We start from the raw sequence: 25,187 nt of genomic DNA, 5'->3' as shown, positions 1-25,187 counted from the left end.
ATCAAGCGGGGTAAGCTAGCGTCATTCCACACACAGGAAACAGACCATGCAGGTCAGCTCGCCGTCTTTCCTGGAAGAACGTTTCGAGGCCCAACGCCGGGCGTTCGCGACGGAATCGAATCCGCCGTTGCACGTTCGCATGGACCGGCTGAACCGGCTGCTTGCGTTGACGGAGAATCACGAAAGCGACTTTGTGCGAGCGATCGACGCCGACTTCGGCGGCCGGTCCGCTCATGAAACGCGGATTGCCGAGTTGTTCGTCGTGCGCGCCGGCATCCGTCACGCGCGCAAACACCTGAAGCACTGGATGAGACCACAACGAGTCTCGACCGGCCTGCACTTCCGACCTGGCTATAACCGCCTGCTGCGTCAACCGCTGGGGGTGGTCGGTATCGTGTCTCCGTGGAACTACCCTATTCAACTATCGTTGGGGCCGGCGCTGGGGGCACTCGCCGCCGGCAATCGGGTGCTCCTCAAACCATCCGAACTGACTCCCCGCTTCTGCGAGTTGCTGGACCACCTGGTGAGCGCATCGTTTGCACCGGATGAACTGAGCGTGGCGAACGGCGGCGTTGACCTAGGTCAGGCCTTTGCGCGCCTCCCGTTCGATCATCTGTTCTTTACCGGATCGACCCAGGTCGGCCGGCAAGTTGCCCAGGCCGCTGCGGCAAACCTTACGCCCGTGACGCTGGAACTCGGCGGAAAATCGCCTGCAATAATCGATGCCTCCTGCGACATTCCAGCCGCCGTGGCGAGCATTGCCTATGGCAAGTTCCTGAACGCCGGCCAGACTTGCATTGCTCCGGATTATGTTCTTGTGCCTGCGGGTTTGGCGAACATCGTCGCCGATCAACTCAAGGCGGCCATTGCGCGCCTCTATCCCACGCTGATCGCCAATCCGGACTACACGGCGATCATCAGCACGCGTCATCGCGAGCGGCTGCTTGCGATCGTGCAGGAAGCACGTGATGGCGGTGCACGCATTGTCGAAGTCAATCCGGCCAACGAACGCTTCGACGATGGCACGCGAAAATTTCCACCAACGTTAGTGGTCGGCGCAGCCGCAAGCTCGCGTCTGATGCGAGAGGAGATCTTTGGGCCGCTGCTGCCCATTGTCGAATACGACGGGCTTGACCAGGCCATCGCCATGGTGAACCAGGGGGACCGGCCTCTTGCGCTTTACTGGTTCGGCCGGAGCGTCGTCAATCGCGACCGGATGCTGAACGAGACGGTTTCTGGTGGCGTTACGATCAACGATTGTCTATGGCATCTGGCACAGGAAGCGCAGCCTTTTGGCGGAGTCGGCCCGAGCGGCATGGGCGCTTATCACGGTGAGTGGGGCTTTCGTACCTTCAGCAAAGAGAAACCGGTTTTCTACCAGGCGCGCCTGAATGGCACTCGTCTTTTCCGTCCCCCATACGGCAAGACCTTCGACCTGATGCTGCGGCTGATCAAGCGTATTACGTGAACAAAACGCCAGCGGCGTGACGCGCGCCGACTGGTGCTGACTACATGGCAGGAGACCAGGATGAGTGACGTTTTCGATTTCGTCGTGATCGGCGGGGGCTCGGCCGGGTGCGTTGTCGCGGGGCGGCTGACCGAGGACCCTGCGGTCACGGTCTGCGTTCTTGAAGCGGGAGGAAGCGGCGACAGCGCGCTCGTGAACATCCCGGCCGCCGCCGTCGCCATGTTGCCGACACGGCTCAACAACTGGGCGTTCGAAACCGTACCGCAGGCGGGCCTTAATGGCCGCAAGGGTTATCAGCCGCGCGGCAAGGCATTGGGAGGATCATCCGCTATCAATGCGATGGTCTATGTGCGTGGACATCGTTCGGACTACGATCATTGGGCGTCGCTGGGCAATGAAGGATGGTCGTACGAGGACGTCCTTCCGTACTTCCTGCGCAGCGAGCACAACGAGCGCATCACCAACGAATGGCATGGCCGCGATGGACCGCTTTGGGTCAGCGACTTGCGTACCGACAATCCGTTCCATGCCCGGTACCTCAATGCCGCGCGCCAGACCGGCTTGCCCGTGACGGACGACTTCAACGGAGCCGAGCAGGAGGGCGTCGGGATTTATCAGGTCACGCAAAAGAATGGCGAGCGGTGCAGCGCCGCACGCGCCTATTTATTGCCGCATATGGCGAAGCGCAAGAACCTCTCGGTGGAGACTCATGCGCACGTGCAGCGGATCATGTTCGAGGGTTCGCGCGCTGTCGGCGTTGAAGTTGTGCTGGCGGGCGAGACCCGCGTTATCCGCGCTCGCCGCGAGGTGATCGTGGCGGCGGGCGCGTTACAGACGCCGCAACTGCTGATGCTATCCGGCGTGGGTGATATGCAAGAGCTAGGTCGGCTTGGAATTTCCGTCGCGCAGCATTTACCCGGCGTGGGCAAGAGCCTGCAGGATCATCCTGATTTTATCTTCGGCTACCGGACTCGTAGCCTCGACACGCTGGGCATATCGTTGCGCGGCAGCGCGCGTTTATTGCGGGAGATCCTGCGCTTTCGCGGTTCACGCCGCGGGGCGCTGACATCGAACTTCGCCGAGGGTGGCGCTTTCCTCAAGACCCGGCCGGACCTGGCAATGCCCGACGTCCAGCTTCACTTTGTCGTGGCGCTGGCGGATAACCATGCACGCACATTGCACCTGGGCCACGGACTGTCGTGCCATGTGTGTTTGCTGCGGCCACGAAGCCGTGGAGAAGTGACGCTTCAAAGCACGAACTTTCGCGATGCACCCCGCATCGATCCGGCGTTCTTCAACGACCCTCGCGATCTCGACGACATGGTGGAGGGATTCAAGCTCGCCCGACGCCTGATGCACGCGCCTGCTCTTGCTGAATGGGTCACGAAGGACGTGTTCACCGCCAACGTGAACACGGATGACGAGATTCGCGATGCGTTGAAACGGCGCGTTGACACCGTCTATCACCCGGCCGGCACTTGCCGGATGGGGCAGGATACTCACGCGGTGGTGGACTCGCAACTACGCGTGCGGGGTCTGCAGGGCCTGCGCATTGTCGATGCATCGGTGATGCCGACGTTGATTGGCGGGAACACGAATGCGCCGACCATCATGATCGCCGAAAAGGCCGTCGATATGATCCTGGATGTGCCACGCGCTCGTCTTCAGTCCGTGGATGCAATCCATCGTGACGCTGCTCGTGCACGGGCGTAAATATCCCAAGCCCGACATCCCATCACTCGCCGGCGAGACCCACCGGCGCAGACCGTTCAATGACCGCAATGCCGCGTCCGAACACCACGCGCGAGAAGAATTGCGCCAGCACGGATTCGACCAGTTCCGCCGTCACATGCTCTGGATTGATCGAGTAGAAGAACCGCACGCCGTTGCATAACGCCATCAACCCGAGCGCAAGCGTTTCAGCGGGCAACGGTGTGCCTGCGCGCACCGAAAACTCGCGGATATACGCAGTCAGATGCTCAAGCTTTTCGTGCAGGAAGGCGTTGAAGATAACGCGGAAGTGGATATCGCGCGACGCTAGCAGTTGCGCTTCAACCCATAGCAGGAAGTTCTTGTTGTCGCGGTATAGATGGCTGTAAAAAAGCAGTGCGCGGTCTTCCAGGTCCTCACGCGCGACTTGTCCTTGCATGATGTCGTGCAAGCCGGCCTGCATGGCAAGGTGATCGCGCTTGAGAAGTTCAATTAGCAATTCCTGCTTGCTGCGAAAATTCGAATAGAACGCGCCACGCGTATAACCCGCAGCCAATACAATCTCTTCAACGCTCCCCGCGACGAACCCTTTCTTCGTAAAGACGATTTGCGATGCATCGAGCAGACGTTGGCGCGTTTGTTCGCGGGCCTGCTCGCGGGTGAGTCGTTCGGGGTTCATGTCGTCATTGCGACTATTGAGCGACTGGGGAAGCCGGTGTAATCAGCGGTTCGTTTGCAATCGTCTGAAGCCATTCCATGGTCAACGAAGGTGCTGTTACCGGCAGCATATGGCCACCGTCGACCAAGCGCAGATTTGTCCCAGGCAGCTTTTGTTTGAGCGCCTCACCATGACTGCGCCAGTCCAAGATCCTGTCTTTGCGGCCGTAGAGCACGTCTACCGGCAGGCGCAAGCTTGCGTACCGGTTTTCCATGGCCGGGAGTTCTTCTGCGATCGCCATCAGGTCGGAGGACGCCGCGTAGAAACTGCGTGGCCTCAAGCCAAGTAACCCACCCCCTTTCAGCGCGAAATCCTTGGGTACGGGATCGGGCCCGAACACGACGTCCATGATCGCGCGACTGCCCTTGATAGCGAACGGCGTGGCCACTGTGAACGATACGATCCGCCGAACCAGTGAAGATCGGATCAGCAGTCCGGCGAAGGCGTGACCGGGATCGACCAGGTGGGTGAGCGGGGCGATCAACGCCAGCCGGCCGACGCTGTTCGGATGATTGAGACCGGCCGCGAGCGCGATGGCGCCGCCGAGTGAATGTCCGACCAGCACCGGCTTGTCCAGCCCCATGGCGTCGATGAACATAGCCACGGTTCGCGCCTGTGCCGAGATGCTGGCGGACGATCCTGCGCCTCGCGTTGAATGCCCGGAGCCTGGCCGGTCGATGAGGATCACCCTATGCGTTTGCGTAAGGGCATTCATGTGCAGATACGCAAAGTTGCGCAACTGCCCGCTCAATCCGTGGACGAAGACAATGGGTGGCCCATTCCCGTATTCGACGTAATGAATACGGTCCGCACCAATGTCGATGAACTGGCCCTGTGGGGGCAACGCTCGCTCGACGCGGCGTGCAATGGTCAGAGAAAAAGCAACCAGTCCTGCGATTACGATGACGCAAACAGCGACGATGGACAGGAAAATAAGCGTCAAGTAATCACCTTTGTTTTTATGCGTGCTCTTGCGCTTCGCGCTTAAGCCTGGCTGTTGTTATGGGGCGTCGCTCGAACTGCATGACACCGTCGCTCAAGGCGCCGAACCTGAGCGATGCAAGATCGAGCAGGTAGTTCTGATGATACTTCCAAGGCTTGTGAAGCCCCTGCTTGGGCAGGATATTCGACGCCCTCTGAATATAGCCAGACGTGAGATCGACGGCGGGCAGCGAACCCATTTCGTTGTCCCTCAGCCGCGGCACGCAAACATCGTAGTGATTTGCCTTCATGTGATTCACGAGCCGGCAAACATACTGCGCGATCAACTCGGCCTTCAGGGTCCACGAGGCGTTCGTGTAGCCAAACGACGACGCAAGGTTCGGTACATCGCTATACATCATGCCCTTGTACGAGACCGTATCTCCAAGGGAAATTGGGCGTCCGTCAACGGAGATGACTGATCCACCGAGCATCTTGAGTTTCAGGCCGGTGGCAGTTATCACAAGATCGGCGTCGAGATGCTGGCCGCTTCGCAGCCGAACGCCGGTCTCGGTGAAGCATTCGATTTCGTCCGTTGCGATCGATGCCTTGCCGGCGCGCACCGCCTTGAACAGGTCTCCGTTTGGGACAAGACACAGGCGCTGGTCCCACGGGTTGTATCGGGGCGTCATATGTTTGTCGACGTCGAACTCGGGTCCTAGCTGCCTGCCTGCTGCCCTGATGAGCAATTGTTTGGTTTCTTCCGGCTTGCGTCGCGCGCGGTTGTACAGGTACAAGGTCAGCAGCACGTTCTTGCTGCGGATAAGTTTGTGCGCGAGCGTTGACGGTAGCCATTTGCGCAAGGTGTTGGCGATCTTGTCGCGCGCCGGCAGTGAAAAAATGTAGGTTGGCGAGCGCTGCAGCATGATCACGTGCTTTGCCGTGTCCGCCATCGCCGGCACCAGGGTCACCGCCGTAGCGCCGCTACCGATCACGATCACGCGCTTGTCCGCATAAGCCAGGTCGGCAGGCCAATGTTGGGGATGGACTATGCGGCCTTTGAACTTCTCCATGTCGGGCCAACGCGGCGCGTGACCTTCGTCGTAGTCGTAATAACCGCTGCACATGTAGAGGAACTTGCACGTGTAGCGCGTTTCTATTTCAACATTACCTTCGATACGCTGAACCTGCACAGTCCAGCATGCGGCCTGCGAATCCCAATTCGCGCCCGTTACCTTGTGACCGAACTTGATGGTCTTGTCGATGCCGGATGCTTCTGCAGTGTCCCGGATGTAGTCGAGGATCGTCTGGCCGCCGGATATCGATTTGTCGCCATGCCACGGGCGAAAGCTGTAGCCGAGCGTGAACATATCGGAGTCTGAGCGCACGCCGGGATAGCGGAATAGGTCCCACGTGCCGCCTGTCGTGGAGCGGCTTTCAAGGATCGCGAACCGCGCAGAGGGGCAGCGCTCGCGCAGATGATGCGCCGCAGCCACGCCGGACAAACCGGCGCCTACGATGAGCACGTCATAGTCAATATCGGCGCGCGATGAAGGCGACGATAAAGATGAAAGCGAGGGGACGCTTGAGTGGGTAGCCGGCGTCATGCGATGTCCTTGTGCAAGGCTTCGGTGTAGCCGCGGACGGCGATTTGCTGGCATTGTATGCGCCCTGTGTCGGCATCGCGATAATACAGAACAGACTCGGCTCGTTGATCACATGGCCGTCGCCCGATGCACGCGGCTAATGCGGGAGGGCTTGCCCTGCGAGGGTCGGGAAACGAAAGTGCATGCTGCGGCGCAGCCCTGTAGAATCTTTTTGACCACCAATTAGCCAGGGTTGCAATGAAACTGACTGACGACAAAGCTCAAGCGCGCTCACACTCCAGCTGCCCTCACCCCTTCCGAATCCTTCTCGCATGAACGATCTCGCCCGTTTGCCCGGTCATCGCTTTCTGCATTCGCCGGGACCTAGCCGCGTACCGGACGAAGTCCTGCACGCAATGAGCCGTCAGCCGATGGACCTGGCTGACCCGCGACTGGATCGCTGCATTGCCGCCTGCGAAGCAGGTCTGAAGCGCGTGCTGCAGACTGAGCAGTCGGACGTCTTCTTTTATGCCTCGAACGGGCACGGTGCCTGGGAATCGGTCATCGCCAACCTGATTGCGCCGGGTCAGGCGGTGCTGGTGCCTGGCACGGGCCACTTCTCGGAGTCGTGGGCGGTACAGGCGGAGGCAATGGGTGGCCGTGTGATTCGTACTCCCTGGGTCGAAGGGCGTCCAATCGATCCAGCGGATATTGAAGCCGTGCTGCGGGAGGATGTGACACGCGAGATTGTCGCGGTCTTCATCGTTCACACAGACACCGCCAGTGGCATCACCAACGATCTTCCGGCCATGCGGGCGGCCATCGACCGGGCCGATCACCCGGCGCTGCTCGTGGTCGACGTGGTTGCATCGCTTGCAGCCGCGCCGTTCGACATGGATGGAACCCGGATCAACGTGGTTCTTGGCGCCAGTCAGAAGGCGTTGATGGTGCCGCCGGGACTCGCGTTTGTTGCAGCCGATGCAACGGCGATGGAAGTCTCGCGCCGCAACTTGACGCCGCGTTTCTACTGGGACTGGGAGCGGCGGAGAAGTCCGCTGTCGTATCGCAAGTTTTGCGGCACGCCGCCGCAAAGCCTGATCGCCGGGCTGGAGGCGTCGCTCGGGCTGATCTTTCGGGAAGGCTTGACCGAGGTGCTGGAGCGCCATCGGCGCATTGCGGAGGCGGTACATGCTGCGGTGGAGTGCTGGAGCGAGGCGGGTGCAATGCGCTTTTTCTGCGAGGTGCCGGCGGCGCGCTCGGTGTCGGTGACGACCATCGAGGTGAGCGCGGGTATCGATCCGGAAGCAATCCGCAGCGTTGCACGCGAGCGCTTCGAAGTTGCTATTGCCGGTGGTCTCGGACCACTCGCGGGCCGCGCATTTCGTATCGGGCATCTTGGCGACATTAACCCCGCGATGATCCTCGGATGTCTCGGGGGCGTCGAAGCCGCCATGACCGCGCAGGGTGTTCCGTTTGGACGCGGCGGCGTGGAGCGCGCGATCGCGCGTCTGGCTTTGGACAGAACGGAAACTGAAGCTCCGCGTACATAGACGGCAGGTCTTCTCCGGGTTAGCCAGAATACGATTAGTGGCCCGAAGAAGATCATTGCTGAGTGTTGTGAGCCCAGCCGAAAAAGAATTGAGCCAAGTGTGTTCTTCCGAACCGCCGGGATCGCGCCGCGCTGCTATAAAACGAGGGCGAACTCGGGGGAGAACACCATGACAGAAGAACGGGCGCGCGGCATTCTTGCTGCGAAAACGGCTGCTCGCGACTACGTGCTTCGACGGCTTGTTGAAGACAAGATTTGGGAGCTTCGGACCAGTTCCGCCATGACTGCGACGATCATCCGGGATAGTTTTAACGGCCTCGCCAGCCTAACCAATGCTCAGTTGGCCAAAGCTGCCTACGACGCGGGGATTTCAGATAGTGACCAGCAGGTCATGAGCATGACGACCGTGCTCGCACAGTTGGCGCCGGCGGTATAGGAACCAGCCAGGACACGAAGACACGGTCAACCCGGGTTGCTTCGGCGAGCGCGGTTAGCGCGTCCTTAAAGTGTTCTTAACTCGTCCTTCATCAAACCAATTGCGATTCCGTCATCCGCTGCATTGCTTGCGGTGACTGCCCGAACGCACGCAGGAAAGCACGCCGCATCCGTTCACGATCACCAAAACCACTCTCGCGTGCGACTACATCGACCGAATGCCGTCCAGCTTCCATCATCAGGCGGGCCGCTTCCACGCGCAGATTTTCGATGGCCCGGGCGGGCGACTGTCCGGTTTCGTCGGTGAAGACCCGGCTGAACTGGCGCGGGCTGAGGTGGGCAACGTCCGCCAGCTCTTCAATCGACAGCTTCGCAGTCAGGTTAGCCTTTGCATACGCCAACGCGGTCTGCACCCGGTCCGATTTCGCGTCGAGCTCGAGCAGCGCGGAGTACTGCGACTGGCCACCCGCGCGACGGTGATACACCACCATTTTTTTCGCCACGAGCCGCGCCGTATCCGTGCCCAGGTCTTTCTCGACGAGCGCCAGCGCAAGGTCGATCCCGGCACTCGCACCGGCGGATGTCCAGATCGGGCCATCGGCGATAAAGATCCGGTCCTCTTCCATCTTGACCTGCGGATACGCGCGCTGAAGCGCCCGCGCGAAGTACCAGTGCGTGGTAGCGCGGCGGCCGTCCAGCAAGCCCGCCTCGGCCAGCACAAACGCCCCTGTGCAGGTCGCGGCAATGCGTTGTGATGTCTTCAGCGCATCGCGAAGAAATGCCGCTACGCCGGCCGACTGCGGTGTGCCCGTGTTGTCGCCGGCGACGATCAGGGTGTGCAGCTCGCTGCCCTTGAAACTCGCGGTCTCAATGTTAAAGCCCAACGAGGAGCGCACGGAGCCGCCGTGTTCCGACAGCAATTGCACCTCGTAGGCCGCGTGTCCGACGGTGGCGTTGGCAAATTCGAACACGGTCGTGACCACCAGCCCCAGCACCTGAAAGTCCGGATAAACAATGATTCCAATCGTTTTCACATGGCCTCCTGCCCGCCGGAAAAGGGATTCCGGGCAATGTCCTAAAAAGTTGCATCTATGTCATTGAGGACATGATCGCACACTTCTACTATTCCGTTCACACACCGGCGCTTTTGCCGGAACACTTGAAAAACTGGAGAACGGAAATGAGCAATGTAGCGAACAAAGGTACGGCCCTCGTGACGGGCGCTTCGACCGGCATCGGCGCGATTTATGCGAAACGGCTCGCCGAACGGGGTTACGACGTCATCCTGGTGGCACGCAATCGCGATCGCCTGAACGCGCTGGCAAAAACGCTGACAACGTCCACCGGACGGAATTTCGAGGTTGTCGTCGCGGATCTGGGGACGCCCGAAGGCGTGCGAAAGGTTGAAGACGTCCTGCGTAACGACTCCAGCATCACGATGCTCGTGAACAATGCCGGCGTGGGCGCGACCGCGCCGCTCGTGGACTCGGACATCGACAAAATGGACGCGATGATCACTCTCAATGTGGTCGCGCTCACGCATTTGACGAAGGCTGTCGTACCGGGTTTTGTCGCGCGTGGCGGCGGCACGATCGTGAACATTTCATCGATCGTCGCGGTGTCGCCGGAGACGCTGAACGGCGTGTATGGCGGCAGCAAGGCGTACGTGCTTGCGTTGACCCAGTCGCTGCACCATGAGCTTGGCGCGAAGGGCGTGCGGGTCCAGGCCGTGTTGCCGGGCGCGACCAGCACGGAGTTCTGGGACATCGCGGGCACGCCGGTGAGCTATCTTCCGGAGAGCATTGTCATGACGTCGGAAGACATGGTGGATGCGGCGCTCGCAGGCCTGGACCAGGGCGAGCTGGTAACGATTCCCTCGCTGCCGGAAGCGGCAGACTGGAACACGTTCGAGGCGGCTCGCCAGGCGTTGATGCCTAATCTTTCGCATCGGCTGCCGGCGGCGCGTTATGGCGTAGCGAGCGGCGCGCAGCACTAAGCGGTCGTGTAGTGAGCGGCCCAATGCAGGCGCGTTCCCTTTAAGGGCAGTCACCGCTCTTTAGGGGAATAGCATGTCAGCGCATTGGGCCGCGTTGAAGAATCCTTAAGCCTGTTTGTAATATTAAATTCTTAAGCTTCGATTCTTAAGCTTCGACTTCGCTAAGCTGAATACGGCATTGCGATTAGCCAAGACCTTCTAGCCGCAGACCAGACGCAATTACGCTAGCTTGCTAAGTCTGTCTAAACGCTCTTTAGCGCCCCCATCCTCCGAATAGCGCGCAGCAATGCGCTCAGTTCCCGCCGTCACGCCGATAGCAACTATCGTAACCTTCGTGATGGGCGTTTCCCCTTTCCCGCAGATGTTCGAACCATGGCGTATCGATTTCATGCCACGTGAAGCGAGGGAAATCGCACCCCGACAGAATCTGCTGACCCAAGTTTCGACAACCTACTCATGACATCTGTCCCAACAAGCGCACCGCTCATTGCGGACTGGCATCAGTCGGCTGCTTCGCTATGCCTGGCCGGGCACTATGCGCAAGCGTTGTCGGTGGTAAAGCCGATGCTCGAACCGCATCCGGCTTTGACGGGAAGCGCGCTGGCGGAGGCCTTGAATATTGCGGCGGTCTGTTCGCTGGCCCTGAGCCAACTGGCGGACGCGCAAGCGTATTGGCGGCAGGCGATTGAGGCCAAGCCCGATTTCATCGATGCCTATAACAATCTCGGCATGCTGCTCAAGGGACTGGGCTCTCTGGCGGAGGCGGTGGATATCTATCGGCAACTGCTGGGCATTCGCCCGGACCTTGCCGAGGCCCACAACAACCTTGGAGCGGTGCTTTACGATCTCGGACGCCTGCATGACGCCGAAGCGGCGTACCGGCATGCGCTTGCGATCCGTGCCGACTACGCGCAGGCCCATTACAACCTGGGCATCGTGCTCTATGACCTGCGCCGTTGGCACGAAGCGGAGAGTGCTTACCGGCAGGCATTGCTTCTTTCTCCCGATGCCGGCGCTTACAACAACCTGGGCAATGTCCTCAAGGAACTCGCCCGTCTGCCAGAAGCCGAGGCGGCGTACCGGCAAGCACTGGTCCTCCGGCCTCAATACGCCGATGCGCTCAATAACCTGGCGAACGTGCTGAAGGAAGTGGGCCGACTACCAGAGGCCGAATTGGCTTGCCGGATGGCACTGACTATCCGCCCCGATTACGCTGAAGCTCACCTTAACCTGGGCACCTTGATGGGTGCCCTTAAGCGCTTTCCCGAAGCAGAGGTGTCATACCGGCAGGCGCTCGCAGTTCGGCCCGGCTATGCGCAAGCTCACTACAACCTGGGCATCGTGCTGCAGGCGCTTAACCGGCTGCCCGAGGCCGAGGCGGCTTACCGGCAAGCGTTGCTGATCCGCCCGGATATTGTTGAAGCCCATAACAACCTGGGCAACGTACTGTGGGCACTGCGTCGCTTGTCTGACGCCGTTGCGGCTTACCGGCGAGCGCTTGCTCTTCGTCCCGATCTCGCCGAGGCGCACCACAACCTTGGCAACGTGTTGAAGGAACTCGGTCATCTGAGCGATGCCGAAGCAGCTTTTCGTCGAGCACTTGCGATCCGTACCGACTATCACGATGCGAAAGTCAGTCTTGCAACGCTGCTGCTCAGCATGGGCGAATTCGAAGAGGGATGGCGGCTTTATGACTCCCGCTATGACCAGACGGGATTTATTCATCATCAGACGCAGTCCTTGCTCGCATGTCCGCGATGGCGAGGTGAAGCGCTCGCGGGCAAGTCGTTGCTGGTCTGGCAGGAAGATGGTCTTGGCGACATGGTCCAGTTTGGCCGCTACTTGCCTCTGCTCAAGGCACAGGGCGCGGTTCACATCGCGTTTGCGTGTGCGCCTGCGCTGCATCGGTTATTCGCCGCGGTAGAGGGCTTAGATGCGGTCCTCGACCACGAGGCCGCGCTGGCACGGGCGCCCGAGTACGACTTTTGGACGAGCCCAATGAGCGCGCCGCTGCATCTGCGCACGACCATGGACACCATTCCCGATCCCATTCGCCTGACGCCTGCCCCGTTGCTCGTTGAACACTGGCGCGCGCGGCTGGCGACGCTTCCACCCGGCCGCAAAATTGGTCTGGTCTGGAAAGGCAATCCCAAACATCACAACGATGCCAACCGTTCGCTGCCGTCGCTTGCAACGCTTGCGCCTCTCTGGAGCGTGCCCCGGGTCAGCTTCGTGAGCCTGCAAAAAGGGCAGGGAGAAGAAGAGGGGCAGTCGCCGCCTGAGGGTCAACCGCTGCTGCACCTCGGGACAGACCTGGCCGATCTCGCCGATACCGCCGCCATCATCGGCGAGCTCGATCTGGTGATCTGCGTGGATACCTCCGCGGCGCACATTGCTGCGTCGCTGGGCAAGCCGTGCTGGGTATTGCTGCCGCGAGAGGACATCGATTGGCGATGGATGTGCGAGCGTGAAGATTCGCCGTGGTATCCGCAGACGCTGCGCCTGTTCCGGCAAGCGGCCGATGAGAGTTGGTCCACGGCTGTTGAGCGGGTGCGGCTGGCGGGTATCGAGGCATTCGCAAGCGGGGATCGTTCGCGGGGAGCATGAAGCGAGCGTGGAGCAAAGATTAAGCGAACACTTCCCGCGCGTTCGTTTTGCTTCGCTCCATGCGCTGCTTCCGAAACAGTTTTGTAAAGAAAACCACTTGCGGCTGCAGAGATTTTAAAATGCTGCAGAGTGGATGTCGATTTTTGGCAGCCTCGTTCGTCGTCAGAGAAACCACTTTTTCTCAACCCGAGGTGACCCAATGACATTAAAGCTCTACGCCCATCCGTTCTCGTCTTATTGCCAGAAGGTCCTGGTCGCGCTGTACGAGAATGACACGCCGTTCGAATGGCGCGCGTTGTCGCATGAGAACCCGCAAGTCATGGAGGAACTGACGGCGCTCTGGCCAATGAAGCGTTTTCCCGTGCTGGTGGATGATGGCCACGCCGTGGTCGAGGCGAGCATTATCATCGAGCACCTGGGGCTGTATCATCCGGGCCCCGTGGCGCTGCTGCCTGAAGATGCCCGCAGGGCAATGCAAGTGCGCAGCATGGATCGTTTCTTCGACAACTACATTTCCACTCCGCAGCAGAAGATCGTGGCCGACAGCTTGCGGCCGCAAACGGAACGCGACCCGCGTGGCGTGGCCGATGCACGCACGATGCTCGAGACCGCCTATGGCTGGCTCGACGGAATCATGGCCGAGCGCGAGTGGGCCGCTGGCGATCACTTCAGCATGGCCGATTGCGGCGCTGCACCGTTCCTGTTTTATGCAGACTGGACGCATCGCATTGAGGCGTCGTTCCCGCACGTGATTGCGTACCGGCAACGCCTGCTGGCACGTCCGTCATTTGCGCGCGCGGTTGACGAGGGGCGGCCCTATCGGCCGTTTTTTCCGTTGGGAGCGCCTGTCGATCGCGATTGAAGCCGGTGGGCTGGCCCCATGCCGCCCTGACTCCGGGCAAACCCCGATGTATCGCATCCATCGCCTCGCGCCCCTTTAGTTTTCCCTGCAATCGGACGTTATACGGGAGGACGTCACGCGGAATTCGATGAACCCGGCATGTCGAGACGCAACTGGGGAATTCCGCGCAAATTAAAACACCGGGGGCAAGGGATGACGGGTTTCGGATTCGGGCAACGCGGGCGCACGCTGGCGGCGGTCGGCAAGATCGCCGACCATGCGGGCAAGCTGGGGATCGAGATTTGCGATGTATCGGGGCACGTCGAGGAAGTGGCGGCCCGCGCGGCGCGTCAGGCGGATTTGTGCCACGGCTTGCAGCGTTCCGCCATGTCGACCATGGAAGGCAACCAGCGGATTGCCGCGGCGGCGCGCCAGATGCGTCTCGTGGCAGATCAGGCCGCGTCCGACGTCGGCCAGTCTCAGGAGACGGTCAGGGTGTCGCTGGCAGACATCCATAGTCTGGTGGACAGCGTCTCGGTGATGGCGGCGGAGATCGAGACCTTGCGAGAGTCATTGAGCGACGTCAGCAAGATCTCGGAAGAAATTTCGATCATCGCGCGCCAGACTAATCTATTGGCCTTGAACGCCGCGATCGAAGCGGCCCGCGCGGGGGAGTTCGGCAAGAGCTTTGCCGTGGTCGCCGCTGAAGTGAAGGCGTTGTCCGCCAAGACCGCGCAGGCCACCTCCGAGATCGGGACGACACTCACCAGGCTGTCGGGTCAGGCTGACCTGCTGATGGCAGAAGGGTCCGCCAGCGCGGCACGTGCGCAACGAGTCAAAGAGGGCACGCATGCGATTGGCGAGGTTGTGTCGGCGACGGGAAAAGCGATCACCGAGTTGAGCGTAGAAGCCGAGCAAATTGCTTCGCAAACCGAATCGATCGATCAGCAATGCAGCGGGCTTGCGTCTCAGGTCTCCGAGATGGTCGGCGGCGTCGAGCAGTCAAGCGGCAGCTTCACGAAGGCGCGCGATCAGTTGAGCAAGCTGTTGGGTGTGTCCGAAACCTTGATCGAACTGACGGCCGAAGCGGGGATAGAGACGCCCGATACGCGCTTTATCGATGCGGTCATGACCGCCGCGCAGAAGATCGGCCGGGCGTTCGAGCATGCCATTTCGCGCGGTGAGATATCGGCCGCGGATCTTTTCGATCATGCGTATACCCCGATTGCCGGTACCAATCCTGAGCAATTCACGACCCGCTATATCCAGCTTGCGGACCGTATCCTGCCGGACATTCAGGAGCCCTTGCTGGCGCTGGATGAACGCGTGGTGTTCTGTGCGGCCGTCGATACCAAGGGTTACTTGCCCACGCACAACAAGAAGTTTTCGCAATCGCAAGGCTCCGATCCCGCCTGGAACGCCGCCCATTCGCGTAACCGGCGCATCTTCAATGACCGCACCGGGCTAGCCTCGGGGTCTCACACCAAGCCTTTCCTGTTGCAGACATATCGACGCGATATGGGCGCCGGGGAATACGCGCTGATGAAAGACGTGTCCGCGCCCATCATGGTCGCAGGCCGTCATTGGGGCGGACTGCGACTCGCCTATAGCGTCTGACTGATCATCTCCTTGTCTGCTCGTCTGATACGGAAGCCGCTTGCTTATGCAAAGCCGCTCGTAGAAATCCGAGGGATCTCGCGGGACCGGCAGGACCCCGCGAGGTCCGCATTTTTATGCTTAGCCATGCGAATAAAGTGTGGCGTCCAGATACGCAAGCTGGCCATCCTTCTCCGCGTGGACGAGTTCTTGATAGACCTGTGCACGTGTTTTCGGTGCAACGGCCTGTCCATACGGCGGAACCCATTGGCCGGCCGCCTGGATTGCCGTCTGGCCGGTCTGCGTCGACGGAGCGGTTTGTGCTGCAAAGGCGGAACCGGTAGCCAACACTCCTGCAAAGGCGAGGGCGATCATTGAAGTCTTCATGGTGTTCTCCTGGAACGAGGGTTGGCGAGTTACCGGATCTGCGACGAACCGTCGTTGTTGCCCGGTTCATGCAGATTAATGACTCAGCCCTATTCCGAAGGCGGCGTATTCATGAAGTTTTATTTAGGACCGGTTTGACGAGATGTCGATGACGTATTGCCGGCGCAGATCTAACCGCCCGCCGGTCGCAAAGTGATAGAGAACGCCGATGGTGCGCGCCCGTCGGTATCGAGCGGCATCGGATCCGAGCGCTGCATGGCCCGCAAAGCGGCCATATCCCAGGTTGCGTTACCGCTGCTACGGGAAATGGTCGCGGAGAGCAGGGTCCCGGTCGGCGCGCATCGCACGCTGATGACCGTCTCCAGATCGAGCGTCGGACCGGCCCACACAATGTTGGGCCGTATGCGTCGTTGAACCTGGGTCGCATAGTCGCCCGCAGATGCCATGCCGGGCGCGACGGCGCCCGGCATGAACGGCTGCGCCATTGACGCTAACCGGGTCTTCGCATCAATGCTGGCAGCAACAATCGACCAGTCGCGAAAGGGCTGCGGCGTTGCGAGCACCGCACGGTTATAGATGCGAGCGTTGCGGCACCAGACTTCGGCGGTGACGCCGGTCGGATCGACCACTGCTGCGGCGACATCGCGTGTGCCTTGCGCGTCATTCTTCAACAGGTCCTGCAAGGCGTGGACGACAGCCAACTGCCCTTGCGCACGCTGTTCTTGCGTCACTTGAGCGAGCGGGGTTTGCAGTGCCGATTGTTTTAGCATCGCGAACGTGATCCCGAAGTAGGTGTCGACATCGGCATCGGACATGGTCGCGATCGACATATACCGTGACATCACCACCGGCGTGCTCTTGATCCCGCCGCAATCGGGCGGCGCGTTGTCGAGTGCCTTCGATGCAAGTTCGGCCAGCTTGCTGCGTTCTTCCGGCGAGAGTCGCAGCATGCCTTCGGTGAAGAATTCCGTGCGCAGCTGCGGGTTGAGCGAAAGCAGGCTGGCATGGTTCGGTCCGTTGCCAAGAAAGCGGCTGACGTCGGGATCCGTGCGCATGCGCTCGCTCCAGCGCTTGATCGTGGCAGCCTTGGGCGAGTCCGGTGCAACGCCCAGCTTTTGCAGGCTGGCGGCCTGGATTGCTGCAGCGAGCGACACGTTTCCCGTCGATGAAGCAGCTGGTGAAGCCGGAAGCGGCGGGTTGGCCCACGGTACAGACGGTACCGCCTGGGTCGGCGTAACCGGATTGACGGCCGCCTGTTGCGACCGGTACAGCGCCGCCGGGGCCGATGATGGATTGATACCCGCCGCAGCGTCTGCCCGGCTCGGAGGCGGGACGTGAAGCGCGGGTTCGAAGTTAAAGGTCGTGTGCTGCACGACCCGGTGCGCTACGCCATCCACGACATAAGGGGCACATGTACCCTTCGCGATCGCTTCGCGGGCCGCGCTGTCGAGTTCCTGATTGCCACTGCTCTTGTCGACAATGACGAGGTCGATCCGACCCGCCGTATTGACCACGTACGTGATCCGCACGCTGCCCCGTACGCCCATCTGCCGTTGCAGCGCCGTGTATTTCGGCCGCCCCAGTCGGCAGGGCACGCCGCCTGGGGGACTGAGCGCGTCGGCAAATGCCGATGGATCGGGTTGGTTGTCCGCATGAGGGTCGTCCGGTCTGACCGGTGCGCACGATGCGAGCAATAGAAGAAGTACCCCGGTGAATCCCAACAGCACGAAGCTGTCTATTTTATTAGCCAACGCTTTCATTTTAATTTTTTGGTCGCGGGTTGCAGGTCTTTGGGCTGCAATCTAGCACAGCCGCAACGGCCGCTAAAGTGATTCGTCTTCAAGGTCTAAGGTCTTGCGGCAACTTCATCGAGATGTAACAGCAGGTCCGCCGGATCTTCGTACACGCGCAGCGCGCCGGCCCGTTCCAGTTCATCCATGCCGTATCCACCCGACAGCAACCCCACGCCTAGCGAACGGCAACGCCGCGCGGCGAGCATGTCCCAGATGCTGTCGCCGACCACGACACAATGCTCAATCGATACGCCCAGACGCAACGCCGCTGCGATGAAAAGGTCAGGATCAGGTTTGGCGTACTTAACATCGTCGCGCGTGACGACCACCGACTTCGCCGGATCGACTCCGAGCGCTTCCAGATTCATGGCCGCTGTTTCCATCCGGCCGCTGGTCGCAATGGCCCAGCGCGTGCCTGCTTCGGTGAGCGCCGCGAGCAACTCGCGTGCGCCAGGCAACGGGCAAACCTGTGCACGCAGGCGTTGATAAGCGTCCGCATGAGTGCGCCGCAAACGCTCTACGCGTTCCGGACTGATCTCCCCGTGCGTCTCGCGCAGCAACTGGTTCGTGAAGAGGCCACCACTCATTCCGATCTTGCGATGGATGCGCCATACCGACAGCTCGATACCTTCCGCATCAAGTGCTTCTTTCCATGCAAGAACATGCTGGTACACGCTGTCGACGAGCGTTCCGTCGAGGTCGAACAGGAATGAAGTTTCGATTCGCATGATGGGGTCCTTTGGCAGTGGGTTCAGGCGGCTTCAGAGCGTGATGACAGCGTACGCCTGAATCTTGTCACTGATGTGGCGTACGCGTCGCGCCTGTAGCTACCCTAAACGCTGATAGCCGCGGCAGCCTTTGCCACGGCTTGCCCCCATTCCTTAAGGCGTTTGGATTCGTAGCGGGATTCGGGCATGGAGATGCAGATGCTGCCGACCGGCGCGCCGTCCGAATCAATAATCGCGGCCCCAATAGCGCACACCGCGCGCCGATACTGCGACAGGTTGATTGAATATCCGCGCTGCCGGATGCGTTCGAGTTCGAGTCGTATCTCGGCGGGGTCGCACGGCGTGGTGTCGCTGAATTTCGGCAGGTCGCGGCTCAGGATCTCGTCCACCTCGGCCCCGCTCATGTACGCGAGCACGGCAAGGCCGGTTGCGGTTGCGTGAAACGGACTAAGGTCGCCGATAGGACTGAAGGTGCGCACCGTCTGCGTGCAATCCGCGCGATCGATGAGCACCATCGACTTGGTGCTGTCCGGGATCGACAGGTGCACCGTCTCGTTGGTCAGCTCCCGCAGTTCGCGCATCGGCTCGCGCGCAGCGGCATACAGCGCGCCGCCACGAAGCGCGGCAGGACGCACGCCGAGGATCCGCGCGCCTACTTCCCAGCGCGTCAGGTCGCCGCCGGTCTGACGCAGCCAGCCGGCTTCGAGAAAGGTCATTAGTACGCGCTGCACGCTGGATTTCGGCATATCCAGCAAACGCGCCAGCACGCCCACGCTGACCGGCTGGTTCTGCGATACCGCTTCCAAAATCTCCAGGCTCTTCAACAAACTATTCATGCACTCCTCCCGTGATTTGCGGGCGCAAGGAAGCGCGCTCCCGTTCTTGCGCTCGCGCCGTTCGCTTGCAACGTAAAAAAGCGCGTGTTACTTTGCGCTTGTCGAATATGGAACACCGTGCCGCATTATGGCACGGAAATAAAATTGTCGGAATCCCGAAAACACTCTCGCGATGACATTTTCACTGCAAGCGCCTGCATCTTTGCAGGTAGTCGCCGCTAACGGTGCCCTGATTCCCCGGTTGGGTCTGGGCACATGGCAATCCACCCACGATGAAGGCGTGCGTGCCGTGCGCGCGGCCCTCGACGCGGGGTATCGGCATATCGACACTGCTGCCCGCTACGAGAACGAGCAGGCGGTCGGCCAGGCGCTCGCTGCGTGCGGCGTGCCGCGCCGCGACGTGTTCGTCACCACCAAGGTCTGGCATACCGAATTGCGCGCAGCCGATTTCCACCGCGCGGCAGAAGCGAGCGTCGCGCGACTAGGGCTCGATCACGTCGACCTGCTGCTTGTGCACTGGCCTAACCCCGACGTGCCGTTGGAAGAGACGATCGGCGCGCTCAACGACGCGCAGCGCCGCGGCCTGACGCGTCATATCGGTGTATCGAACTTTCCGGTGGCGCTGCTCGATCGTGCAGTGGCGCTCTCGCCGTTGCCGCTGGTCGCGAACCAGTGCGAATACCATCCGTATCTCGATCAGACCAAGCTGCTCGCTGCCTGTTCGCGCCATGGCATGGCCCTGATCTCGCACTCACCGCTGGGCAGCGGCAAGCTGCTTGCCGATCCGTTGATCGCGGAGATTGCTCGTCAGCACGACAAGCAACCCGCGCAGATCATCTTGCGCTGGCTGATCCAGCAGCCCGGCGTCGCGGCAATTCCGAAGTCGTCGAATCCGGTGCGCATAGTGGAAAACCTCGCGGTATTTGATTTCGAACTTGATGCGGTATCGATGGCGCGCATCGGCGCGCTCGCCCGCGCCGATGGCCGCGTGAGCAAGCCTGCGTGGCATCCCGCATGGGACGTCGAAAATAATCTGGATAACTACTTACCTGCAGCGCAGCCATGAACCTGATCGACACCGTCATGAACCCTGCATCCCTCTCGCTGAGCGATGCGATCCTCGCAACAGACCGGCGCCACTTCATGCATCCCGGAACGCACGCGTCCGATCATGCATCCGGCGAACTGGAAGGGCGCCTCATGAAGCGTGCGTCAGGAATACGCATAGAGGATCACGCGGGCCGTTCTTATATCGATGCATTCGCCGGGCTGTATTGCGTGAACATCGGTTATGGACGCGAGGAGATGGCCGAGGCGATAGCGGCCCAAAGCCGCAAGCTGTCGTTCTATCACACGTATGCAGGCTTCTCGAACGACCCCGCCGTTGAACTGTCGCAGCGGCTGATCGAGGACTGGTCGCCGCCGGGTATGAAGAAGGTTTTCTACGGCATGTCCGGCTCGGACGCCAACGAGACACAGATCAAGCTGGTCTGGTACTACAACAATGTGCTCGGGCGTCCGCGCAAGAAAAAGATCATCGCGAGGCATCGCAGCTATCACGGTTCGGGTATTGCGACCGGCAGCCTCACGGGACAAGCGAAGTTTCACGCGGCTTTCGACTTGCCCATGCCGCAAGTGCTGCACACGGCGTGTCCCGACTTTTATCGCGACGCTCAGCCGGGTGAAAGCGAAAGCGCGTTTGTCGCGAGTTGCGTCGAACAGCTTGAACGGTTGATAGAAAGCGAAGGGGCTGACACCATCGCCGCATTTTTTGGCGAACCGGTCATGGGCTCGGGCGGCATCCTGCCGCCACCGGCTGGCTACTGGCCAGCTATCCAGGCCGTGCTGAAGCGCCACGACATCCTGTTCGTCGCCGATGAAGTCGTCTGCGGTTTCGGGCGCCTTGGTTCGCGCAACGGCTCCGAGCATTACGGTATCGAACCGGATCTGATCTCGGTCGCTAAGGGACTCACGAGCGGGTACTTGCCGCTTTCCGGCGTGATTGTCGGCGAACGGGTGTGGGACGTAATCGAACGCGGCTCGCGGGAGCAAGGCGCAATGAGCCACGGCTGGACTTACTCGGGTCATCCGGTGTGCGCGGCCGCGGCGTTGACGAACCTCGACATCCTCGAACGTGAACAACTGACACGCAATGCCGCCGATGTCGGCGCGTATTTGCAGGAGAGCCTGCACGCCGCATTCGATGATCACCCGCTCGTCGGCAATGTACGAGGCGAGGGGATGTTGGCAGCGCTTGAGCTAATGGCCGACAAGACCGAACGCACACCGTTTGCGCCTGCCCTCAGGGTCAGCGCCCGGGTCGCGCAGGCGGCGCTTGCGCGTGGCCTGATCGTTCGTCCGCTTGGCATTAACGACATCATCGGATTTGCGCCGCCGCTGGTCGCCACTCGAGCGGACATCGACGAAATTATTGGCATTACGCGGCAGGCGCTGCACGCGGCGAGCGAGGATTTGTCCGTGTCCGGCTGATGCGTCACTACCAGTAACATTACACTGAAGAAAAAAATCCTTAATGCATCGTAGTCCTATCATTTACCGCCATCGTATCAAGGACCTCACCGTGTCGACCCGCAGCCAAGTGTTTTCTTCCGATTTCACCGATACCCCGTACTGGTGGAAAGACTGGCGTCCGCACGACGACCTGATGTCCGAGGTGCCGCGCGAAGTCGATGTGGCGATCGTCGGCGCGGGTTATGCGGGGTTGTCGTGCGCGCTCGAATTCGCGAAGCATGGTCTGAGCGTGGCCGTGCTCGAAGCCGATGTGCCCGGCATCGGCGCGAGCACGCTGAGTGGCGGGCAGGTCTCGGGAGGCGTGAACGTGGGCAAGGCACCCTCGGGCAAGAAGCTGGACAACGCCGTATCGGAACAACGCCAGCAAGTGCTGCTGCGTGAAGCGGCCGCCTCCTACGGCGTGTTTGAAAGCATCCTCAGGGACAACGCAATCGAATGCGCTTATGTGAAGGCCGGCCGCATCAACGCGATGTGGACCGACGCGCATCTGGCCGCGTGGAAAAAGCGCATCGTGAACCTCAACGCGTACGCGTCGGCGGGCGCACGGATTCTCTCGCGCGACGAACTGCGCAGCGAACTGGCAAGCAACATTTACGCGGGCGGCGTATTGCTCGAGCGCGCGGGACAAGTGCACCCGTCGATGATGTTCGCCGGTCTGCTCGCCGCCGCTCGTGGCGCGGGTGTCACGGTGTGCAGCAAGGCCCCGGTCAAAAGCGTTGCGCGCTCAGGGGCGGGGTATCGCGTGGAGACCGCGCGGGGAACGCTCGCGAGCCGGCACGTGGTGATCTGCACCAACGGTTATACGGGCGAATCGATGCCGGACCTGAAGCGCTGCGTGGTGCCGGTCGTGTCGCATCAGATTGCGACCGAAGAGCTTCCTGCTGAGCTGAAGGCGTCGCTGATACCGAAGCGTCGCGGTATTTCGGAGACGCGCCGCGTGGTCAATTACTACCGCTATTCACCCGATGGCAAGCGTTTCCTGTTTGGTGGCCGCGCGCGCTTTTACAACCTCGACCGTCGTCAGTCGGGTGCGGTCCTGCACGCGCAAATGGTGGAGCGCTTTCCGCAGATGGCCGACGTAAAGATAGCTCATAGCTGGGGCGGCACGGTGGCGCTCACACTCGACTTCCTGCCGCATCTGGGCCGCACCGCCGACGGTATCCACTACGCGCTCGGTTGCAACGGCAGCGGCGTCGTGATGATGACCTACCTCGGCTACAAGGTCGCACGCCTGATTATCGAAGGACAAGCGCCTGAGAGCAGCGCTTATGGCACGCCGATGCTCACGCACCCGCTTTATCGCGGCAAGCCGTGGTTCATGCCGGCGCTGGGGAGTTATTACCAGATCCGCGACGTCATCGACAAACGCAGGCAGCACGCCTGAGCGGCACCTTCCAAGATAGCAACAGTGCTTCATCATTTTCGACAAGCAAGGACAAGGCAATGGGTTTGAGAATTGGAGTGGATATTGGCGGGTCGTTCACCGACTTCGCGGTGCTCGATGAAGCGGCGCGAACAATACGTACCTTGAAGGTGTTTTCGCGGCCGGACAGTCCGGGGAGCGAAGTGCTTGCGGGAATGGAAGGCCTGCGGGAGCGCTACGGCATCGAGCCGCGCGAGGTGGTTTATTTCACGCACGGCACGACCGTCGGCGTGAACGCGGTAGTGCAACGCAAGGGGTTGAAGCTCGGTCTGGTCACCACACGCAACTTTGAGGATGTGCTGGACATTGCGCGACTGAAGATTCCCGATATGTATCACCTGATGTCCAGCCGTCCCGCGCCGTTGATCCCGCGCGACCGCGTGTTCGGCGTCGTGGGCCGGCTGACGGCGGAGGGTGACGAAGAAACTCCGGTCGATGAGTCCAGTGTGCTCGACGCGGTGCGCGGTATGGAGGCGGTCGGATGCGAGGGCGTGGTGGTGTCGTTGCTGCATTCGTATCGCAATCCTGCGCACGAACAGCAGGTGAAGGCGATCATCCAACGCGCAATGCCCGGTATGTTCGTCTCGTGCTCGCATGAAGTCTGGCCGATCATCCGCGAATACGAACGCACCGTCACGGCGACCATTGGCGGCTATGTGCAACCGCGCGTGTCAAATTACCTCACGAGGTTGCAGGCTGCGTTGGCGGAAAGCGGGATTGGCGCGGACCTCAAGGTCACGAAGTCGAATGGCGGCGTGATGAGCGCCGAGAACGGCAAGCAAAACTGCGTGCAAGTGATCCTGTCCGGCACCGCATCCGGTGTGATCGGCGCGGCGTATCTCGCGAAGCTATGCAAAGTGAAGGACTGCATGAGTCTCGACATTGGCGGGACGACAGCGGATATCGCGTTGATCGTGGACGGCAAGCCGCAGTACGCGACGGGCGAATATATCGGCGAATTCCAGATCCATATTCCGTCCGTCTCCGTGTCGTCGATCGGCGACGGCGGCGGCTCGATCGCCTGGGTCGACGAGTTCGGCGTGCTCAAGGTCGGTCCGGAAAGCGCAGGGTCGAATCCGGGCCCGGTTTGCTACGGTCGCGGCGGCACACGCCCGACTATTACCGACGCATTCGCCGCGATCGGTGTGCTCGGCAGTGCGGCGCTTGGATATAACGCGGTAAAGGTGGATGTCGACGCGTCGCTGCGTGCGATCGAACCGCTTGCGCGACGACTGGGACTCGATGTGTATAAGACGGCTGCGGCGATTATCGAGGTATCGATCTCCGGTATGTATGCAGACGTGAGCCGTTTGAGTTCGCGCTTCGGCATTGACCCGCGGACCTTCTCTCTCATGCCTTTCGGCGGCGCGGGCCCCATGCTCGGCTGCTTCCTCGCCCGCGCGCTGAATGTGCGGAACCTGCTGGTCCCGACTACGCCCGGTGTCCTCAGCGCGCTGGGTGGTTTGATCGCAGATACGAAAAATGACTTCGTTCGTACCACGTATTATCCGCTCGACCGTGCATCCCTCGTGCGGCTCGGCCATGACCTCGCGCTACTCGAAGCCGATGCGCGCGCCTGGGTGATCCGCGAGACCGGCACGGACGCAACGGCTGAACTCGTAGTGTCGGCGGACATGCGCTATCGCGGGCAGTCGTTTGAAATCGATACGCCGCTCACTGCCGACGCTATCGCCAACGGCGACATTGAAGGAATCGCCCAAGCGTTTCATCGCGAGCACGAACGCCTTTTTGGTCACAGCGATGACAAGTCCGCGATTCAAGTAGTCGCGCTCAGGCTGGTCATCACCGCGCCCACGCCCAAGCCCGAGTTGCCAAAGATAGCGGCGGGCGAGGGTGCACCAAAAGCCGAGTCTGAAATCGACGCCTACCTCGACGGCGCCTGGCGTCGCGTGCCGCTCTACCGGCGCACAGCGCTGCTGGCGGGGCATCGATTCCCCGGCCCCGCGATCGTTGCCCAGGACGACACCACCACCTGCGTGCTGCCGGGTTTCAACGCCCGCGTAGACGACTACGGCAATCTTTTTCTCGAAGCCGTTTGAA

At 61.0% G+C, this 25,187-nt stretch carries 19 protein-coding genes and 3 pseudogenes; 12 read left to right on the top strand and 10 right to left on the bottom strand.

Features of this window, described 5'->3' with window-relative positions:
• Positions 1 to 46: 46 nt before the first annotated feature.
• Positions 47 to 1,468, top strand: a complete 1,422-nt coding sequence (locus tag GSQ93_RS31005) for a coniferyl aldehyde dehydrogenase (RefSeq protein WP_158939722.1) — start codon at positions 47 to 49, stop codon at positions 1,466 to 1,468.
• A gap of 60 nt (positions 1,469 to 1,528) precedes the next feature.
• Positions 1,529 to 3,181: a GMC family oxidoreductase gene (locus GSQ93_RS31000; protein ID WP_158939721.1), complete on the top strand. Its 1,653-nt coding sequence runs from the start codon at positions 1,529 to 1,531 to the stop codon at positions 3,179 to 3,181.
• Between the two features lie 22 nt (positions 3,182 to 3,203).
• On the opposite strand, the gene GSQ93_RS30995 is transcribed toward GSQ93_RS31000, so the two are convergent.
• The 4 genes and pseudogenes from GSQ93_RS30995 to GSQ93_RS38415 all read right to left on the bottom strand — a co-directional run.
• Positions 3,204 to 3,857 (bottom strand): TetR/AcrR family transcriptional regulator, encoded by a 654-nt coding sequence (locus GSQ93_RS30995; RefSeq protein ID WP_158939720.1) that lies wholly within the window; start codon positions 3,855 to 3,857, stop codon positions 3,204 to 3,206.
• A gap of 13 nt (positions 3,858 to 3,870) precedes the next feature.
• Complete coding sequence (locus tag GSQ93_RS30990; RefSeq protein ID WP_174254700.1) at positions 3,871 to 4,830, bottom strand: alpha/beta fold hydrolase; 960 nt, start codon at positions 4,828 to 4,830, stop codon at positions 3,871 to 3,873.
• A 25-nt stretch (positions 4,831 to 4,855) separates the two neighbouring features.
• Entirely contained in the window at positions 4,856 to 6,424 is a 1,569-nt protein-coding gene (locus GSQ93_RS30985) for an NAD(P)/FAD-dependent oxidoreductase (protein ID WP_158939718.1), read from the bottom strand.
• A 2-nt stretch (positions 6,425 to 6,426) separates the two neighbouring features.
• A pseudogene (locus tag GSQ93_RS38415) lies at positions 6,427 to 6,578 on the bottom strand (short-chain dehydrogenase); the annotation flags it as partial.
• A 157-nt stretch (positions 6,579 to 6,735) separates the two neighbouring features.
• Here GSQ93_RS38415 and GSQ93_RS30980 point away from each other — a divergent pair.
• Together GSQ93_RS30980 and GSQ93_RS30975 are read left to right on the top strand one after the other, a co-directional pair.
• Positions 6,736 to 7,953 carry an alanine--glyoxylate aminotransferase family protein gene (locus GSQ93_RS30980; RefSeq protein WP_254074145.1) on the top strand — a complete coding sequence of 406 codons (1,218 nt, stop codon included), beginning with the start codon at positions 6,736 to 6,738 and terminating at the stop codon, positions 7,951 to 7,953.
• Between the two features lie 168 nt (positions 7,954 to 8,121).
• Complete coding sequence (locus GSQ93_RS30975) at positions 8,122 to 8,388, top strand: hypothetical protein (RefSeq protein WP_158939717.1); 267 nt, start codon at positions 8,122 to 8,124, stop codon at positions 8,386 to 8,388.
• Between the two features lie 91 nt (positions 8,389 to 8,479).
• Here the strand turns inward: GSQ93_RS30975 and GSQ93_RS30970 are convergent, their stop codons facing one another.
• A complete protein-coding gene (locus GSQ93_RS30970) occupies positions 8,480 to 9,421 on the bottom strand; it encodes a GlxA family transcriptional regulator (protein WP_158939716.1) in 942 nt (313 codons plus the stop codon).
• A gap of 146 nt (positions 9,422 to 9,567) precedes the next feature.
• Between GSQ93_RS30970 and GSQ93_RS30965 the strand changes: the two genes are divergently transcribed.
• The 4 genes from GSQ93_RS30965 to GSQ93_RS30950 all read left to right on the top strand — a co-directional run bounded on the left by GSQ93_RS30965 (position 9,568) and on the right by GSQ93_RS30950 (position 15,448).
• The gene (locus GSQ93_RS30965) at positions 9,568 to 10,383 is read left to right on the top strand and encodes an SDR family oxidoreductase (protein WP_158939714.1); all 816 of its coding nucleotides are present in this window, start codon (positions 9,568 to 9,570) and stop codon (positions 10,381 to 10,383) included.
• A 456-nt stretch (positions 10,384 to 10,839) separates the two neighbouring features.
• On the top strand, positions 10,840 to 12,990 hold the full coding sequence (locus tag GSQ93_RS30960; RefSeq protein WP_158939712.1) for a tetratricopeptide repeat protein: 2,151 nt from the start codon (positions 10,840 to 10,842) through the stop codon (positions 12,988 to 12,990).
• A gap of 199 nt (positions 12,991 to 13,189) precedes the next feature.
• Positions 13,190 to 13,852, top strand: coding sequence for a glutathione S-transferase family protein (locus tag GSQ93_RS30955; RefSeq protein ID WP_158939710.1), 663 nt, complete (start codon positions 13,190 to 13,192; stop codon positions 13,850 to 13,852).
• 192 nt (positions 13,853 to 14,044) lie between these two features.
• Entirely contained in the window at positions 14,045 to 15,448 is a 1,404-nt protein-coding gene (locus GSQ93_RS30950; RefSeq protein ID WP_158939709.1) for a methyl-accepting chemotaxis protein, read from the top strand.
• A 120-nt stretch (positions 15,449 to 15,568) separates the two neighbouring features.
• On the opposite strand, the gene GSQ93_RS30945 is transcribed toward GSQ93_RS30950, so the two are convergent.
• The 5 genes and pseudogenes from GSQ93_RS30945 to GSQ93_RS30930 all read right to left on the bottom strand — a co-directional run bounded on the left by GSQ93_RS30945 (position 15,569) and on the right by GSQ93_RS30930 (position 19,171).
• Positions 15,569 to 15,814, bottom strand: coding sequence for a DUF4148 domain-containing protein (locus GSQ93_RS30945; protein WP_158939707.1), 246 nt, complete (start codon positions 15,812 to 15,814; stop codon positions 15,569 to 15,571).
• Positions 15,815 to 15,984: 170 nt separating this feature from the next.
• Positions 15,985 to 16,278, bottom strand: a pseudogene (locus tag GSQ93_RS38410) (energy transducer TonB); the annotation flags it as partial.
• 894 nt (positions 16,279 to 17,172) lie between these two features.
• Positions 17,173 to 17,574 (bottom strand): annotated as a pseudogene (locus tag GSQ93_RS38570) (TonB family protein); the annotation flags it as partial.
• A gap of 86 nt (positions 17,575 to 17,660) precedes the next feature.
• The gene (locus tag GSQ93_RS30935) at positions 17,661 to 18,335 is read right to left on the bottom strand and encodes an HAD family hydrolase (protein ID WP_158939703.1); all 675 of its coding nucleotides are present in this window, start codon (positions 18,333 to 18,335) and stop codon (positions 17,661 to 17,663) included.
• A 104-nt stretch (positions 18,336 to 18,439) separates the two neighbouring features.
• On the bottom strand, positions 18,440 to 19,171 hold the full coding sequence (locus GSQ93_RS30930; protein ID WP_158939701.1) for an IclR family transcriptional regulator: 732 nt from the start codon (positions 19,169 to 19,171) through the stop codon (positions 18,440 to 18,442).
• 172 nt (positions 19,172 to 19,343) lie between these two features.
• Between GSQ93_RS30930 and GSQ93_RS30925 the strand changes: the two genes are divergently transcribed.
• The 4 genes from GSQ93_RS30925 (at position 19,344) to GSQ93_RS30910 (ending at position 25,186) form a co-directional block, all read left to right on the top strand.
• Positions 19,344 to 20,237, top strand: coding sequence for an aldo/keto reductase (locus GSQ93_RS30925; protein WP_158939699.1), 894 nt, complete (start codon positions 19,344 to 19,346; stop codon positions 20,235 to 20,237).
• A complete protein-coding gene (locus GSQ93_RS30920) occupies positions 20,234 to 21,661 on the top strand; it encodes an aminotransferase (RefSeq protein WP_174254696.1) in 1,428 nt (475 codons plus the stop codon). Before GSQ93_RS30925 ends, GSQ93_RS30920 begins: the two co-directional genes overlap by 4 nt.
• A gap of 91 nt (positions 21,662 to 21,752) precedes the next feature.
• Complete coding sequence (locus tag GSQ93_RS30915) at positions 21,753 to 23,087, top strand: FAD-binding oxidoreductase (protein WP_158939697.1); 1,335 nt, start codon at positions 21,753 to 21,755, stop codon at positions 23,085 to 23,087.
• A 59-nt stretch (positions 23,088 to 23,146) separates the two neighbouring features.
• Positions 23,147 to 25,186: a hydantoinase/oxoprolinase family protein gene (locus tag GSQ93_RS30910; RefSeq protein ID WP_158939695.1), complete on the top strand. Its 2,040-nt coding sequence runs from the start codon at positions 23,147 to 23,149 to the stop codon at positions 25,184 to 25,186.
• Position 25,187 lies beyond the last annotated feature (1 nt).

This window comes from Burkholderia sp. S171, from assembly GCF_009766085.1.
Taxonomy (GTDB): Bacteria; Pseudomonadota; Gammaproteobacteria; order Burkholderiales; family Burkholderiaceae; genus Caballeronia.
Note: the sequence above shows the minus strand (reverse complement) of the source record. Positions and strands in the feature narration are given on the sequence as shown.